This window comes from Blastopirellula sediminis (genome assembly GCF_020966755.1).
GTDB lineage: Bacteria > Planctomycetota > Planctomycetia > Pirellulales > Pirellulaceae > Blastopirellula > Blastopirellula sediminis.
This window is the reverse complement of the sequence record NZ_JAJKFT010000004.1, coordinates 165,061-181,610: the sequence shown is the minus strand read 5'-3', so window position 1 is coordinate 181,610 and position 16,550 is coordinate 165,061. Positions and strand designations below refer to the sequence as shown.

At 58.8% G+C, this 16,550-nt stretch carries 13 protein-coding genes and 1 riboswitch; of the genes, 1 reads left to right on the top strand and 12 read right to left on the bottom strand.

Features of this window, described 5'->3' with window-relative positions; genetic code table 11:
- Positions 1 to 121: 121 nt before the first annotated feature.
- The 7 genes from LOC68_RS04535 to LOC68_RS04505 all read right to left on the bottom strand — a co-directional run bounded on the left by LOC68_RS04535 (position 122) and on the right by LOC68_RS04505 (position 8,142).
- A complete protein-coding gene (locus tag LOC68_RS04535) occupies positions 122 to 1,378 on the bottom strand; it encodes a nucleotide-binding protein (RefSeq protein ID WP_230216213.1) in 1,257 nt (418 codons plus the stop codon).
- Between the two features lie 99 nt (positions 1,379 to 1,477).
- Positions 1,478 to 3,103, bottom strand: a complete 1,626-nt coding sequence (locus LOC68_RS04530; RefSeq protein ID WP_230216211.1) for a type II and III secretion system protein family protein — start codon at positions 3,101 to 3,103, stop codon at positions 1,478 to 1,480.
- A 79-nt stretch (positions 3,104 to 3,182) separates the two neighbouring features.
- Positions 3,183 to 4,337 (bottom strand): Flp pilus assembly protein CpaB, encoded by a 1,155-nt coding sequence (cpaB, locus tag LOC68_RS04525; RefSeq protein WP_230216209.1) that lies wholly within the window; start codon positions 4,335 to 4,337, stop codon positions 3,183 to 3,185.
- Positions 4,338 to 4,523: 186 nt separating this feature from the next.
- Positions 4,524 to 4,931, bottom strand: coding sequence for a TadE/TadG family type IV pilus assembly protein (locus LOC68_RS04520; protein WP_255671138.1), 408 nt, complete (start codon positions 4,929 to 4,931; stop codon positions 4,524 to 4,526).
- 113 nt (positions 4,932 to 5,044) lie between these two features.
- Positions 5,045 to 5,611 carry an A24 family peptidase gene (locus tag LOC68_RS04515; protein ID WP_230216205.1) on the bottom strand — a complete coding sequence of 189 codons (567 nt, stop codon included), beginning with the start codon at positions 5,609 to 5,611 and terminating at the stop codon, positions 5,045 to 5,047.
- 321 nt (positions 5,612 to 5,932) lie between these two features.
- Positions 5,933 to 6,136, bottom strand: a complete 204-nt coding sequence (locus LOC68_RS04510; protein WP_230216203.1) for a Flp family type IVb pilin — start codon at positions 6,134 to 6,136, stop codon at positions 5,933 to 5,935.
- Between the two features lie 184 nt (positions 6,137 to 6,320).
- Positions 6,321 to 6,396, bottom strand: a riboswitch (cyclic di-GMP riboswitch).
- Positions 6,397 to 6,789: 393 nt separating this feature from the next.
- Positions 6,790 to 8,142, bottom strand: a complete 1,353-nt coding sequence (locus tag LOC68_RS04505) for an MFS transporter (RefSeq protein WP_230216201.1) — start codon at positions 8,140 to 8,142, stop codon at positions 6,790 to 6,792.
- Between the two features lie 287 nt (positions 8,143 to 8,429).
- On the opposite strand from LOC68_RS04505, the gene LOC68_RS04500 reads away from it, so the two are divergent.
- A complete protein-coding gene (locus tag LOC68_RS04500) occupies positions 8,430 to 8,894 on the top strand; it encodes a RidA family protein (RefSeq protein WP_230216199.1) in 465 nt (154 codons plus the stop codon).
- A gap of 375 nt (positions 8,895 to 9,269) precedes the next feature.
- On the opposite strand, the gene LOC68_RS04495 is transcribed toward LOC68_RS04500, so the two are convergent.
- The 5 genes from LOC68_RS04495 to LOC68_RS04475 all read right to left on the bottom strand — a co-directional run bounded on the left by LOC68_RS04495 (position 9,270) and on the right by LOC68_RS04475 (position 16,505).
- Positions 9,270 to 10,766 (bottom strand): AAA family ATPase, encoded by a 1,497-nt coding sequence (locus LOC68_RS04495; RefSeq protein WP_230216197.1) that lies wholly within the window; start codon positions 10,764 to 10,766, stop codon positions 9,270 to 9,272.
- A 453-nt stretch (positions 10,767 to 11,219) separates the two neighbouring features.
- On the bottom strand, positions 11,220 to 11,591 hold the full coding sequence (locus tag LOC68_RS04490; RefSeq protein WP_230216195.1) for a hypothetical protein: 372 nt from the start codon (positions 11,589 to 11,591) through the stop codon (positions 11,220 to 11,222).
- Positions 11,592 to 11,748: 157 nt separating this feature from the next.
- Positions 11,749 to 12,636, bottom strand: a complete 888-nt coding sequence (gene fhcD / locus LOC68_RS04485; RefSeq protein WP_230216193.1) for a formylmethanofuran--tetrahydromethanopterin N-formyltransferase — start codon at positions 12,634 to 12,636, stop codon at positions 11,749 to 11,751.
- A 165-nt stretch (positions 12,637 to 12,801) separates the two neighbouring features.
- Positions 12,802 to 14,571, bottom strand: coding sequence for a DUF4974 domain-containing protein (locus LOC68_RS04480; protein WP_230216191.1), 1,770 nt, complete (start codon positions 14,569 to 14,571; stop codon positions 12,802 to 12,804).
- 41 nt (positions 14,572 to 14,612) lie between these two features.
- On the bottom strand, positions 14,613 to 16,505 hold the full coding sequence (locus LOC68_RS04475) for a hypothetical protein (RefSeq protein WP_230216189.1): 1,893 nt from the start codon (positions 16,503 to 16,505) through the stop codon (positions 14,613 to 14,615).
- Positions 16,506 to 16,550 lie beyond the last annotated feature (45 nt).

Here is a 16,550-nt window from a genome sequence, read left to right as displayed (position 1 = left end):
ACAATGTCGGAAGAATTTCGGCGACCTCGCGTGCCGATCGGGTCGTAGCGATTTTGCCGCAACCGCAGCCCGCGCCGTGAGAGAACGGCGGGGCGAGTATTGATAGAAAGCGGCGAACCGCCTACTTCGTGGCGGTTTCTTCGTCCCCTTCCAGAGACGGTTGCGGCTCGCCCTGTTTGCCGCCGCCCAGGAAACCGAACCAGCGGCTGATCCCGGCTTTGCCGCCGCCGGTCGCCGTCTTCTTGCTTTCGCCCGATAGTGCGTCGGCCAGGCTGGAAATCGCCTGCGTAATGCCGGCTCGGGGCGCTTGCTCAATCAACGGCACGCCGTTGTTGCGAACTTCGACCATCACGCGATAGTCATTCGGTATCTGCCAGTAGATTTCGCTGCCGATCGTTTCCTGCGCCTTTTTCAGGCTGATTTGGCCCGAGTCGAGACCGACGCGGTTCACCACGATGCGGGTCTTTTCCTTCAGGCCGTCGGTTTCCGCGAACGACATCATCAGCCGCACGACGTTCCGCAAGCAGGGAAGATCGAGCTGGATCACCATTAGGTTGTCATGCGCTTCGCGCATCGCAACGAAGTCGAGCGGGCGGAAGCCCTTCGACAGATCGATGATCAGATGCGTAAAGGTCGCCTTCAACAAACCGATCACGCGTGAAAAGTCGCTCGGGCTGATGAGCGAGTCGTCGTGCAACTGGACCGGCCGCGGCAGCAGATACAGCCCCGACGAGTGCTTGGTCAGCGATCGCTTCAGCAGGTTGAAGTCGAGACGTTGAATGTTTTGGGCGACGTCGACCAGCGTGTAATCCGGAATCGTGTCGAGAAACACGTCCGCATCCCCCAGCGCCAGATCGAGGTCGATCAGGACGACGTTGTTCTTTTCGTTCGCCGCCAGGATGCAGCCGAGATTGACCGCCAGGCTGGTAGCGCCCACGCCGCCGGTGGCGCCGCCGACCGTAATCACGCGGCAACCGCGTGTGCGGGATTCCCCTTTGCCGAACTTTTGATTGCTGATTCGCTCGAGCGCGGCCATCAAGTCTTCGAGCACCACCGGGTGGGTCAAAAACTCTTTGGCGCCCGAACGCATCGCGCGCAAAATCAAGTTGCCGTCGGTCGAGGCGCTCACGACCAGGATGCTGCACTCAGGATTACTGTCGTGCAGATCTTCAATCAACGCCAACGCCTTTTCGGGGTTGGCGTCTAACGAGACGATACCGATGTCAGGATTGGTTTGCCCGACAACGTCGGCGAAGAACTCGTACCGAGAGCATTCGGCTTCGAGCCAAATCACTTCCATGCCGAGCAGGGTCGACTTCAGCTTTTCTCGAGTCGAGTCGGTTGGATCAACCAACGCGACTCGTAGTACGTTGTTCATAGCCGCTTTTCTTCTTAATGCGTCGCCAAGGCGCTTTTGCGAACGGACTTAGCCAAGGTGCAAGTTAAGAAAGTGTAGTGCGCAGTTGACGCGACGCTTTTAAAATCTCAAAGCGTCGTAGCCAACCGGACCAATCAGCGTCGGTTCCGACAAAGCGGGCTGAAGCGGATTTGACGTTTCCACCATCGTGGGCTGGGCCGGAGCGAGCGTCATCGGCTGCTGGGCCGGTACCGGCGATTGGATCGCTTGTCCCGGCGTTACCGGTTCCGACATTTCGATCACCGGAGGACCAGGAGCGATGTTTTCGCCATCATACGGGCCGATCATGCCGGGCATGCCCTGCATTCCGCCGTCGATGCAGGCTCCGCCGGGCGGGCAAGCCGGAACTTCGACATAACCGCGACCGTACAATTCGCAGTCGTTGACGATGCCGGTGTTCGATCCCGGATATTCGCAAGGAACTTCTTCCGGATTCAAGGCGCCAACCAGTTCCGGCGTCACGATAATCAGCAGTTCCACTTCGTTGCGACGATCGATATTGCGGCGGAACGCAGCGCCCACCCAAGGCATGTCGGCCAGGTAAGGTAGGCCGCGGCTTTCGGTTTCGATCTTTTCCTGGATCAAACCGGCCAGCGCCATCGACTGACCCGCCTTCATTTCGACCGCCGTATCCGCACGGCGAGTGCGGAAACCGGGAGTTCCGTTGACCGCCAAGCTGGCGTCAACTTCGCTCACTTCCGGGCGAACTTCCAGTTTCAGATTGCCGTTGCCCAAGACGATCGGCACGAAATCGACGCGGGTGCCGAAATCTTTGAACTGAATCGACGTGGTACCAAGACCCGACGCGACCTGGATCGGCACCTGACCGCCAGCCAGGAAGCTGGCCGGACGACCGCTGACCGTGGTCAAAGTCGGTTCCGACGTCAACTTGGCGACGTTGTTTTGACGCAAAGCTTCGATAAAGCCGTAGAACTGCGAGCTCGATCCGAGCACGCCGAACTGGACGGTCTGGGCGGTCGCCGTGAGACCGTCGCGGGCTCCGGAGGTGAGCACGCCGGCCGGACCAAGGATGCCGGCGGCCGTCGAGCTGACGAAGTATTCGCTACCGATCGAAGCCCAGTCGATCCCCAGCGTTCGCAGTTTGGTACGAGAAACTTCGTATACCTTAACCTTCAGCATGACCTGCTGAACGCCGCCGACGCTGATGTTGTTGATAACTTTCGGATAGTAGTCTTCGGCCATCGCGACGATCCGGCTGACCGCTTCAGGGCGATCGACGTAGCCGGAAAGAACGACGCTGCTCGCCAGCGGACGAACTTTGATCGAAGAATTGGGGAATTCGGTTTCGAGCAACATTTGCAGTTCGCGACCGTCCCCAATGACGATCACGTCGATCGTATGGATCGAGCCGTTTTCATTCCACAGGTTGACCTGGGTCACGCCCGGCTTGAGCGCCGAAACCTGAATCTTGTTCGGCGAAAGCGGAGTCAACCGGAGCAAGTCAGGGTTATTGACCTGCGCCTTGGGAATCTTGGCGTCAAGCGTGAAGATGCGACTGGAGTTGACCATCATCTCCAGGCGTTGATTGGGAGCGTCAACTGAAAAGTTGACGTTCGGTACGGCGCCCTGATCTTGGGCGTTTGCGGCTGCAGTCGCGATTGCGGTCAGCAAACACGCGACTGCGTAGCGATACAAGAAACCCATAGGGCGGCGAAAAGTCATCATCCGTGAACATCCTTGCGTATTGGGCGTGAGTTCAATCCATGAACTCACCTGCCCGAATCGAATTCCGTTTTCTTCTTAATTAGTCATCTAGGCCCAGGGGAGCCGCATCGTCCTGCGATGCGTCATCCGATTTTGAATCGCCGCTTCCCTGCGGTTCATTCTTTGATCCATGCCCCATCGGCGAGCCTGCTCCATTCGGAGCGAGGCCCGGCCCAAACGGCATGGGCGCGTTTCCCAATCCTTGCATTGGGAGCGAAACCGGAGCCGCTGCCGGAGCGTTTGAAGCGCCAGGAGCGACTTCCATCGGGAGCATTCCTTCTTCGCCAAACTCAAATCGACGAACGCCATTCGGATCGAGCAGGTCCATCGTCCATTGAGGACCAGCTTCGGTCGGTTGAGCGATCGGCGTGCTGCCGCCGTAGTTCTGCAGGAAGCCCAGGAATCCGCCCGAGTCGTCCTTCGCCGCAGCGACAGGTTTTCGTTTTTTCTTCGGATCCGCATCTTCGTCGACGCCCAACAGCTCTTCGACCGTGGCGTCATCCGTTTCGTCTTCTTCTTCGACGCCGTCTTCATTCGGCGGACGCAGCGACAAGCTCAGTTGTCCGAGTTGGCTCGCGAGCATCAGGATTTCGACCTGGCTCGGCTTCACCAGCAGCGAAACCGTCTTGGCGTTGATCGAGTTCCCTTCCGAGTCGGTTTCGCGATGCGTTTGTTCGTTCACCGCGAAGACGCGGACGTTCTTCAAAATGGTGCGAGTCAGCGTCTTGTTGATCGCGCCCGAGCTACGCAGGTAGACCAGCACGTCGACGCGGTCCCCCGGCAAAATCAAACCGGAAGCGGAGCTTTCGGCCGTCACGCGAACCGAGTGAACGCGGAATCCGGCGGGGATCATCTTCGAGGCGCCTTTGTCCTCGTTCGATCCAAACAGCTTGCGTTCCAGGATCGGCTCGCCAGCGTACAGACGAACGCGGGGGCGACGGTTTTCCAGCTCTTCCAAATTGGTGACCGCACCTTCCGGCACTTTGTCCTTCGGCCACGGTTCCAGTTTGATCAGTTCGGGGGTAAGTGGTTCGTTGATGTCAATGTCTTCGATCGCGACGAAGATGTTTTCCATCTCCATCTGGGGAACGGCAGCTTGCTGGTTCTTGCTTTCCAGCACTTGACTGATGCCGATCGAGGCTACCAGCCCGCAGCCCAGAGCGAATACGATCAGAATTAACGATTTGGGACGCATGAATGTTTCCTTAGTTTGCTAGCCTCCGTGCCGTCGTAAACGAGCTAGCAATGCGCGCCTGGCCATAGCGCATAAAAGTTAATTCCTTCATCGGCGTACTTTCGATGCGAAGCCAACCCACGCCAACGCACCACTACAACCGATTCAGTCGATTCCACTGGCGCACGTGGCGCCAACTAGATTCGTTTATTTGATTCCTTCGCGACGCATTACCGTCTTCGCTTCCAACGTCGTTCCCCCGAGATACATCGGGGAAGGGATCCAACTGACGTCGCTAAACGGAACGATAACCGTCACGCCCACAGGGTCGCCGTTTTCGGCGCTACTGGGGGGATCGGGCGACACGCGGATCTCCAAGTTCGGTCCGCTGACCGAAGCTTGATTGAGAAATTCTTCGACGGCGGCGACCACTTCAGTGGTGGTCGCGCCATCCAGAACCGCTCGGCGAGCTCCTTCGCGTGACGCGTTCGTAATCACTTGCTGAACCATCACCATCCGACCGTATTCGATCATGCCGAATACCAGCAGGAAGAAGAGCGGAGCCACGATGGCAAATTCGACGACAGCCGCTCCCGTTCGATATGATCGGTACAATCGGCAAGGTCGATGTAACCTGAACTTATGCGTCGTCAAAGTCGACCCAGTTTCACACTGCGTCCAGGTTTCGCCATTTACCTCGGCTTCCGCGGAGACGGTTCTTGTGGGGGTCATACCAGCATTCCCATCCAAATGAAGTAAGCGATCGAGCCGATCGCGATCGGGATGCCGTAGGGAAGCAACATCATGGTCGGCTTCCGTTCAGCGGCGATCGCCGAAAGCTGATTCGGATCACGAATCGTCAGGATTTCGTTCAAAATCATCCAGGCCTGGTTCGAGTGCTTTTGCCAAGCGCCGCGGAACAAGACCATGCAGATCGCCAGCACCGCGCCGACGACAGCCGAAATGCAGAAAGCGTAGAAGGTGTGGGTGCCGTACATCCAGGCGCCGACCCCTGCTAGCAACTTGACGTCGCCAGCGCCCATGCCGCCGATGGCGTAAGCCGGCAACAGCAGAGCCAAACCGACGATCGTGCCGAGCATGCTCCAGCCGAGACCTTCCCAGCCGAAAGCGGTGACGCTGTAGATCCAGCCGGCGATAATGAACGGGAACGTGATCCAGTTCGGGACCTTCAGCTGAAAGCCGTCAATCACCGCCGCCACGATCAACGTGATGGTCACTACCCACACCGGCCAATGCTCCGTGATCGCGGCGCCCATGTCGTTTACGTATTCCATGTTTATCTCCTGAGTGCTCCCCGCCGAGTACGATCCTCGGACATTGCATAAATCGTGGACCTCCGCGCATCAGGCGCGGATTGATCAGAAAACGTAGCATGCGCCGCACGTGACGACGGACGCTGCCGAAGTTTTCTGGTACTTTTCACGACGCCGGCGAGACGAGCTGCCGCGTCACTGCCTTCCCCTTCGCCGCGGCTAAGTGCGGCGAAAAAAAAAGCCCGCTTTGGCGTCAACCAGCGAAGACGTCAAAGGGGCTTTTCAAATAAACGCGAAGGGCGTGCGACTTAAACTCGCACGCCCTGCTGGACGTCTTCCCGGTTACGGGGTGGCGCCGCCGGTCGCGTTCGCGGCCGACATGTCGTTACCAATTTTGGTAAACGTGGCGTTCGCCTGCGTACCGATGGCCTGAATGGCCGTCAAGCATACGATGACGATGAGGGCCAGCATCACGGCGTACTCAACCGCGGTCGGGCCATCTTCCGATACCAGGAAATTCTGAATCTTTTGAGCGAGAACGTTCATGAGTCTCTCCAAATTGCCTAAAGCGGCATTTAACAAGGATGCGATTTTGATTCTCAGCCGCTGACGTTGTCTCCGACGTCGGCCTGCAAATTGCAACTGAAAATCAACCTACGACGAATTTCGCCATGTCCCTCACACTCGCCTCCGAGGTTCATATACGCTGCGAACATTCGCGAGCGCACCCTTCGGCAGCCTGGCAACCACTTGCGTGGCCCTTGGCTTTGCGTCCCGACCTCACGATCGGTTTGCCTTTTCGAGGACGTCTGGCAGCAGGCCATTGCCCGTCTGCACCGAAATAACGAGTTTTACGATTGCTCGGAGAATTCCGGAGAAGACGGGAAATGACGGCGACTTTCTGTCGCCGAGCAAGGTTTCGCTTGTCAGCTACTCCCTTGTTCACCTGAAACCTAGGTCGGATCCGTAGTGAGTCAAATCTGTCGCTTTAGAAAATCTGGATAAAATCCGCCAACTTTTTCGGCGAGCCTGTTTTTCCCCTGTTTTCTCGAGGAAAACCGCGAAAAAGCCCGCTGGAGAACTTCCCAATAGGTGCAAAAAAAGAGGCTCGCCCTACGAACGAACCTCTTTTTTTAAGTCTCGTTTTTCGTCGCCGCAGCACGCAGAAAGTCGCTTTCCGCCGGCTACGGATACTCTATTTAATGCGCCGCCGGCGCCGGAGCCTCATCTTCGGCTTCCATCGTCCCTTGGTCGGCCGCCTTGTCGTAGAACAACAAGCCGAACAGGATCATCACCACTCCGGCGAAGATGCACGGAATCAGCCAAATCATCTGCCAGTTCATCATCTGCACCGCTTGACCGGCCAATTCTCCCGCTTTCGCCTGCAATTCCGCGGCGGCAGCCAAATCGGTCATTCCGTACGCTTCTTTCGTCAAGGCCTGCGCTTGGTCCTGCATCGCCAGCGCTTCGGCCGGCGTGTTCATCTTCACCAGCATGCCGACCAGCTTGGCGCCGATCCCCAGCCCCAAACCTTGCGTCACAAAGACGAGGAAGCCCTGGGCCTGACCGCGCAATTCCTTAGAACACTTCTTATCCGTATAGATGAACCCGGTCACGAAGAAGAAGTCGTAGCAGATGCCGTGCAGCACAATGCCGGCCAAAACCAACAGCCACATGTTGCTGTCGGCGGCGGCCGCGAACAACCCGTATCGCAGCACCCACGCGAACATCCCGACGAACAACATCCACTTCACCCCTAAGAAGGCGAAGAAGACGGGAATCAGCAGCATGAAGACGATTTCCGAAACCTGGCCGATCGACATCCAAGCGCCCGGGCTGGTGAACCCAACCTTGCCGACGAAGACCGGAGCGTAGGCGTAGTAAGCGGCCAGCGGAATGCAGATCAAAAACGAGCTGACGATAAAGACGGCAAACGAACGTTCCTTCATCAGCGCCAAAGCGTCGACCCCCATAATCTCGCGGAAGGTGACCGCCTTGCCGGCTGACGGCGGCGGCGTGTGGGGGAGCATGAAACTGAAAAAGCCGAGCGCCACGGCGGCGCCGCCGGTCACGTAAAACTGCAGTTCCGAGGTGTCGGCCTGAAAGATCTTGCTGACGACGATGTTCGCCGCGATCCAGCCGATCGTCCCGAAGACGCGAATAATCGGGAACTGCACTTCCTGGTTCGTAATGTTATGAAACGCCAGCGTGTTGGTCAGACCGAGCGTCGGCATGTAGCAAAGCATGTGCAGCAGCAGCACGATGATGAACAGCGTCGGGCTGACGCCGGCTGCAAATGGCGCGGCGAACATCGCGACTGCGCCCAGCAGATGGAGCGTGCCGAGCACCTTTTCGGTGGCAAAGTAGCGGTCGGCGACGAACCCCAAGAAGAAGGGAGAAATGATCGCGGCGATCGGGCCGACGGTGTAAGCCCACGAGACTTCGTCAAACATCCCCCGTGAGTACATATAGTTACCGACGGTGACGTACCACGCCCCCCAGATAAAGAACTGGAGAAACATCATCACCGAGAGGCTGAACATCGCTGGCATCACGGGCCCTCTTTGAATGGAAACGAAGTCGTCAAGCGTCGAGATCTCGAACTGTGAGAAGGTCGCATTCTAGCCTGCGCAGCGAGCAAGGTGAAGATTCGCCGCATCACGCGCGTTCGATTTTGCCTCGAAAACTACCGCAGTTTTCGCTCACACGGGGCCGTGCGCAAACAGCCGCCCAGCTTCGGCAAACGCCGGGCTGCGGCCCGTTTCTGCCAGTCGCTGGCGCTGTTATACTCCCGGCTGACTTTCGAACCATTTTCGATCCTGCGTAAGAGACCAAGACGATGAGCGCTGAAGCCAAAATCACCGAATTGAAGTTGGAACTCCCCCCTGCCCCGAAGGCGATGGGCGTTTACAAGCCGGTCCTTGTCCACAACGGCTTGGCCTACGTCTCGGGTCACGGTCCCCTGAAATCGGACGGATCGCTGTTGGCCGGTAAAGTCGGCCGGACCGTCGATCAACAAGCGGGCTACGACGCCGCGCGTCAGACCGGTCTGGCGATGCTCGCGACGCTGAAGGCCCACTTCGGCAGCCTCGACAAAATCAAACGCTTGGTCAAAACCCTCGGCATGGTCAACGCCGTCGACGACTTCACCGCCCAGCCGGCCGTGATCAACGGCTTCAGCGACCTAATGGCCGAAGTCTTCGGACCGGACAACGGCGTCGCCGCCCGCAGCGCCATCGGCGTCAGCAGCCTCCCCGGCGACATCATTGTCGAAGTCGAAGCGATCTTCGAAGTCGAAGCGTAAGCGCGGCCCAATCGTAGCCCGAAGCGCAAGCGAGGGAAATGCGCCTGCAAGCGGATGACGAAGGTCGAATCGCGAATGACGAATCAGAAAGGCGGTACCGCCTCTAGACATTCGTCATTGGTCCTTAGACATTTGCAACGGCATTCCCTCGGCTTGCGCCTCGGGCTAGTTTTTTTAGGACCGGACCCGCACTCGTCATTTTCTGGGGTGCGACTTGATCGTTGAAAACCATCTGCGCAAATCTGCGGTTCCATCAACTCCGGCGGTGCTTTTGTAAACCGCAGATGTTCGCAGATTGGCGCAGATAAGAGTTCGTGAGCGACGAATTAGGACCGGACCCGCTTCTTTTTTCACTCTGCCTCTTGGCCTTAGACATTAGTCATTGGTCATTAGACATTCGCCAACGCATTCCCTCGGCTCGCGCCTCGGGCTAGTATTTTTTGGGACCGGATCAGGTTCGTTTTTTTCTTGTGGCGCCCTGGTCAATTGGAACCTCGGGACAGCGCTTTGATGTTTGGCGGCGCTGTCAGGCACCGGTTCGATTTCGCCGGCGGCGATCATCCGATTCCAGGTCGCGGTAAAGCGTGGTCCGTTCATCCCGGCTTGGGTGCGGATTTGCGATTTGCTGGCGTGCGACTCCGGTAGTTGACCGATTGCCTTGCGGATTGTGTCGCTGCGGCGTTCTTCCGTTTCTTCGTGCGTCCGCTGCGCACTCTCTTGCTCGATCGCTTCAGGTGCGCGGAGGTTGACTTCCCAGCGTTTGCCGCCGGGATCTTGCAGATTCCCTTCTGCGATATCGACGCCGACGACTCCTTCGTGCCCGGCGTCGCCCCCGAAGGTGAGCCAGAGTTGGTGCGCGCCGCTGCCCGGTTGATAGGCCTGGCGACGGTTCACCAGCAGCCATTGCCGCGCGAACGCCTCACAGCCGGACGCTTGCAAGTCAGCGTATTGCATCGCGCGTAGCGGAAGCGATTTGCGGGTCTGACAACAGACGAGCGGCGTCGCGCCGCATTCCAAGCAGAGCCGTGTGATCGTGCGCAAGAGTTCGGCCTGTTTCCGCTTGCTCATCAGCGGAAGCAACTCTTGCGGATCGAGCAACACCACCTCCAGCTGATTCTTCCAGATCCACTTTTGCAGTTCATGAAGGTTTTCGTCTCTGGCGAGATCGGCGAGCGAGAGAGAACAAATCCAGTTGTCGTCGAGCCGCTTGCGGTCGGGCTTTGACGCGTCGCTCCACCGCCGTGCAAGATCAAGCAATACCTGTCGATCGTCGCCGCTCACAAAACCAACGCGATAAGGCCGAGTCGCCTCGTACTGGCCGAGAAACTTGCCCCCGCTCGCTAGCGCCCCGCACAAATCAACGGCCAACGACGTCTTCAAGGTTTTGCCAGGACCGAGAATGACGCCTGGAGAGTTGCGAGCCAAGAGTCCCGGCAACAACCACTCGGTCGCTTCGGCCGACTGGAGGAGCTGGGAAAAACTTTGCGTTTCAAACGGCGGCGGCGAAACGTTCAACGCGACGATTTCGTTGTGGCGGCGCAGCGAGAGAAGCGCCGCGGCCTGCTGCGCCGCCCGCTTCCCCAACTCCGCCGTATAACGAGGAAGCGAACTCAGGTCGCGCTCGCTGCGCCAGATCTTGCGGAGCAGCTGCGTCGCTTCTCGCTCGTCATAGCCGGCGCTCGTCAATCGCCAGACGATTTCCGCTTCGTCGTAGCGACGCATCCGGGCGGTGCAAAGCGTCGAATAGAGGTCCTCATGCCACGGAAGTTGAAAAGCGCCCGGCGGCAGTTCGTAGTCGTCCAGCAATTCGGGTTGCGACAAGATGCAGGCCAACCAGGCCGCTTCGAGTTTTTCGGCGGAGCGTGGTTTCATCGGTTGGTTCTTTCCGTTTGAGAAGGGGCGCTGGGGTGAAAAAGGGGTCAGGTCTCTTTTTCGCGGTTACGTTTTTTCGATTGTTAGACATTGCGGCGAAAAAGAGACCTGACCCCTTTTTCGCAGTCCGGGGTTTGCGCGCAGCGGGAGCGCAAACGCGACGTTGGTCACGAGTTTTACGCGATTCGACAAACAGGCCGACGATGCCGACCACTGGCTCGTAATCGAGCGAGGCGCGTCGCAGCGGCGACGAGAGATTCCTTCCTGCCCACGGGGTAGTCGACCCGAAATCCGTGCGCTTTGTCAATAGACAAAGATGAGACAAGGAAACGCCGATACTAGCCCGCAGCGCAAGCAAGGGAATGCGTGGGGCAAATGACGAATAAAAGAGGTTTCGTCATTAACTTGCAGTCGCATTCCCTTGCTTGCGCTGCGGGCTAGTTTTGGGTTTGGCTACAAGTTTTTCAGGTTTTCGACGATCACTCCGTCCTCGATTTTGACGCGGATAGTTCCGCGGTAGCCGGGCTCAAAGTAGCCGCCGGCGTTCAATCGCTGTAGGTCGCCGTTGGGGTCGACGTACTCGATTTCTAAGCCCGACTCTCCCGTAGAATTCACTCTCGCCCGCGCGGTTGCGCCGGGGGGAAGATCGCCGAGCGGGTAATCATTGCCGGTGACGTGCAAGACGACATCCTGCATCGGCGTTGTGCCGACGTTTTGCACGGTCACGCGGATGCCAGGCGAGAAGAGAACCCATAGCGCGCCGATGAGCAAGAAAAACAAGATTGAAACGGCAATGCAACCGCACCCCAGCCAGTTTTTTAACATGCTTGTCGGATCCTGGAGTGGAGGCCGCTTTCCCTCGGCTTGCGCCTCGGGTTAGTGAGAGGTTTTACCGTGTCCTACTGAAGCTTCTGCACGCCATTTTTGCTTGCGACCGCATTCCCTTGCTTGCGCTGCGGGCTAGTGTTTTGCGGGGCCTGACCTACGCCAAAAGCTCGTGCAAATGAAAATGGAACTTGCCGAGTTTGCCGCCGTAGTTGCCGGCCGAGATCGCCAAGATCCCTTCGCCGGCGGCCGCATGCATTGACGCTTGCATCGCGGCAGCGACCGCCGCTTCGCTCGCGCCGTCGATCACGATCTCGAGCACGCAGTTGGCCCCTTCGACCACCTTCGACTCGGTGCGGCTGCGGAGCGTTGGGCAGTAGGGATCGGACGTCGACGCGCGGAGCCCTTTGTAGCGCGAGCCGACTTTGCTGCCGCTGCGCGCGACGCCGCCGGGGAATGGGGTGATTGCGCCCGCGACTTGGTCGATCGCTGCGACTCCGCGGCGGGCGGCGTCAAGCGTCTTCGCCTGGTCGGCGCCTTGGATCAAGATGTTGCCGCCGGCGACTCCTTTGGCGACGCCGAGCGACTCTTCGCAGAGGAACTCGCCATCCATCACCGGAATTCGCCAATAGCGACGGCCGGCGATTACTTTGCTTTTCTGAAAGCCGTCTCCAAAGAAGCGGAGCTGCTTGCCGAGCGGAACTTTTTCCTCCGCCTCCGGCATTCCATCAAAAACGGCGGTCGACGCGCAGGTCATCACGCATTGGCCGATCCGGTTGGCGATCGCTTTGCCCAAGGCGTCGGTCGAAAAGCCGAACGCCATCACGACCGCTCCGGCGCGACCATCGGGGGATTCGGCCGGGCCAAGCCAACGTTCGACGCCGACCTCCGCATCGCAGGCGATCACCGAGCTGCCGTAACCGCACAACTCGCGGGTCGCCGCTTCGAGCCAATGCGGATCATGCGCCGTCACGATCACGCGGCAATACCGCATGCCGAACGCTTCGGCGAAGGTATCGACGATTTCTGTAGATCCGATCTTCACGATTCCAACTTTACGCTGCAGCCGCCGCGGGGAGAGTCTCTGCGAAAAAGCCCAGTCTCACTCTTGGCGCTGGAAAACGCAAGAAGGCGAAAGTCTGAACTACTCGCAACCAGAGACTCAACCTAGCTGCGCGGTGAATCAGAATGTTCTCGATAAACGAGGTTTCTATTCCGCTTTCTTGCTCGCGGCGTCGTCCACCTGGAAGAATCCTCCTCCGCCGCCGCCGAAGCCGCCTCCGCCAAAGCCGCCCCCTGCACCTTCGAAGCCTCCGCCTCCTCCCATGCCCCCTCCTCCAAAGCCGCCGCCAAATCCGCCGACCGTACCTGGCGTCTGTTGAGACGGATTGGCGTAGCCAGATTTCGGGTAGATTTGATTCAGCCACTCGCGGATTTTGGCGTGCATCTCCGGCGTCTGTTTGATGAACAGATCCTTCTTTCCGACCGTCTTGAGGAAGTAGTCGGGATCGTTCCAGCTGGCGGGAGAAACTTCGCTGCGGAGGAGTTCGGCCACCGCGTTGATCTCAAATTCGCTCGGATCTTCTAGCGGAATGGGATAGCGGAGGAGGACCGGTTCGTTGAGCTTCGCTTCCGCTTCCGGCGTTGAAGCGGGACGGGGTTTCCGATTGCGACGCACGTTTTGCAGGAGCTGAGCTACCTTTTCGTGCGTTTGCACCGTTTGCGAGATCACGAGGGCGTCCGCGTTTTCGAGTTGCATGATCGACGCCGGGCCGCCAATGTTCTCCCAACTATCTGGATCGACGCCGGCGCTGATCGCCGTGATCAGCGAGTCGTAGTCAGGCTCTTTCCATTCGAAGCTGTAGCCTTCGACGAGATTGTTGCCGAAGTAGGGCCACCGTTGCCGGGCCGGTTTCTTCTCGCGTTTGGCGACCAGATCGCGGACCGGGTAGACTTTCACCAGTAGTGCGCTCTCCGCGTCTTCCGGCGTCGTGATGACGATCGACTCGTTCTCCAGGACGTAGGTCAGCTCGTATTCTCGCGTGAGATACTGCAGCAGGTCGCGAGCTGACGCGTCGCCGAGATCGCAGGTGATCGGCAAGTCGGGCGACACGCCTACATCTTCGAGGCTGCGACGATTTATCAGCACGGACGAACCGGTGAGCTGGTGCAAGTAGGCGGCGAATTCGACGAGCGGGACATCTTGAAACGAGCGTGTCCCGCGTTTGTCGAGCGACGCGCGCAGCTCCGGCAAGCGTTCGTCGCCGTCGGGCGATACGTTGATCGGCGTCGGATCATAGCCTGCGTTGGGAAGCGACTTGGCGGTTCGCAGGGCGTCCAACAGAGCGGCGATTTTCGCGTGAACTTCTTCCATTTGTTCCAGGACGAGACCATTTTCGAGCGGATAGACCGGCGCCGGACCTCCGACCTCGGTCCAAGCCTCAGGCTCGATGGTCGAAGTGATCACGTTGATCAGGCTGTCATAGTCAGGCTGGACTTCGCTGTTGTATTCTGGCCCGTCGTAATAGATCAGCTCGGGACAGGGATAGTAGACTGCCGTTAAATTCGCCTCGGCCGCCTCCGGGGTCAGAATGAGGAGCCGTCCAGCCTCGACGACGTAGGTGAGCTCCAGTTCGCGCAGCATCTGCCGCAAGATGCTGCGAAGCGAAACCTTTTCCATGGAGAGCGTGATCGGAACGTCGGGGCTGAGGCCGACGTCTTCGAGCGAGCGATGGTACAATTGAATATCGACGCCGTACGTCTTGCTCAAGAGCTGTGCGACATCCTTCAGCGGCGTATCGACGACGTCGATCCGCGCTGCGGCGGCAAGTTGCTGACGGACTTTTGCGTCTTGCTCCGCCGTTTGGTCGCTGGATTGCAGATAGTTTTCGGCAAGCGTGACCGGCGGCTTTTCGGCATGGGCGGGTTGGCAGCCCAGCATGCTGGCGGCCAACGTCAGCAGAAGCAGAAGTCGAGACATAAATCACCATTCCGAAGAGGAGAGAGCTGACAGACCGCTAGTTACGAGGAGCCGAAGGGATCCGAGTCGCCTCCGCCGAATGGATTACTGGCGCCGAACGGATCGTTTGAGCTGCCGCCAAACGGATCGCCGCCGTCGCCTCCGAAGGGATCACGGTTGTTGTCGTTTGGTTGAAAGAAGCCTCCTTCTCCTCCGCCCGGCATCGTGCGGGGCGCGAAAGGATCGGCGCCATACTGATTCGCTTGGATCGGACTGGCGGGCCGATTTCGCAGGGCGATGCGGCGGAGTTCGATCCGGATATCGCGTTGGACCTGCGCGTTGTGCCGCACAACCAACTGATTGGTTCCGAGCGTCACGATGTATTTCTTTTGTCCATCCCACGTGCCGGGGGCGATCGCACGCTGCAGTTCTTGGGAGATTTCGGTCAGTCGGCGCAGATCGAATTCGCCTTCGACGCGATGCGTCCGATCGACGATCTCGTCGCTGGTGGGAAGCGCAGCCGCTCCTTGCGGCACGTCCTCTTCCGGCTCGGGAATTGGCGAGACTCTGCCGGCGCGGATTTCACGAAACAGTTGATCCACTTTGCCATGAATCTCGTCGGTGGCGCTAATGACGAGCGCGTCAGAATCGGCGTAAGGTTGAACGGCGCACGGTCCCCCCAGCTCTTCCCAGGCGTCGGGATCGATGGTGGTTGTGATGATCCCGATCAATGAATCATAGTCGGCGACGTAGTGTCGCTGCGCTTTGCGTCTCCCCGTCACCGACGAGTCAAAGGGATCGCCGCCGGGAACCCAGTTTTCGGCGGCGAAGAAATCGCGCACTGGGTAGACCCGTCGCTTCAGTTCGCTCTCGGCGTCTTCCGGGGTCGTGATTTCCAAGAGGTCGTCGCAATAGACGCCGGTCAATTCCAACTGCGAGTAGATATCCTTCAAGGCGGACAGGACCGTCGTGTTGTTCCAGGATCCGGTCACCGGAACATCGGTCGAGAGTCCGACGTCCTCCAGCGCCCGAACGTTGAAATAAATCTGCACGCCGGTTCGGTGCGTCACGATGTGGGCGAATCTTTCCAGCGGCATATCCTTCACGACCAGATCCGGCATGACGATCGAGAGCTTCCCTTCGATCTGCTGGCGGTGAAACCGCTGACTTCCCATTTCGATCGCCGTCGGATCGTAGTCGTCGTTGGAGAGGGCCTTGGCGCGACGCAGCGCGCCAAACAAGCGTGCGATCCGGTAGTGGATCTCATCGGTCTGCGCCACGACGACGCCGCCGTTGAGCGGCTGAATCGAACCTGGCCCGCCGAGCTCTTCCCAGCTTTCCGGTTCGACGGTGGTGGTGATGAGCTGGATGACCGAATCGAAATCGAAGCCATGTTCTTCGTACTTCGTCATGAGATCATCGCACGGATAGTAAAGGGTTCGCAATTCGTCCTCGGCATCCTCCGGCGTCGTGATCTCGATCCGCTCGTTGTCGAGCAAGTAGGTCAGATCGAGTTCTCGCAGCATTAGCTGCAGCGCCGTACGTAGACGGATCTGCCGGAGGTTGAACGTCACCGGAACGTCGGGCGATAGCCCCACATCTTCGAGCGCGCGATTGTTCAGGTAGAGCGAGACGCCTGCTTGGGCGTTTAGCCGCTCGATCACAACGTTAAGCGGCATGTCGGTGAACTGACAGTTGACCCGTTGTTGCAGTTTCGTCTCCATTGCGCGGCGCTGGTCAAGCCTCGGCAGCGGCTGATTGACGTAGTCGGCCGTCAACTGAACCGACGGGACTTGCGGCGTGGGCTGCCGGTTATAGAGGTCGTAGCCCCCGCCAAAACCTCCGCCGTCGCCCAATCGCTCGCCAGATCCGCCCCCAAATTGAGCGTAGATCTGCGGCGACATTGCGAAGAAGCACACCATCGCCGACAGCATGCCAACGTAGAGCCGAAACATGAGGAGACCTCAGAAAGTCAGCCGCGGTGAGGTGCGCAATCCTGG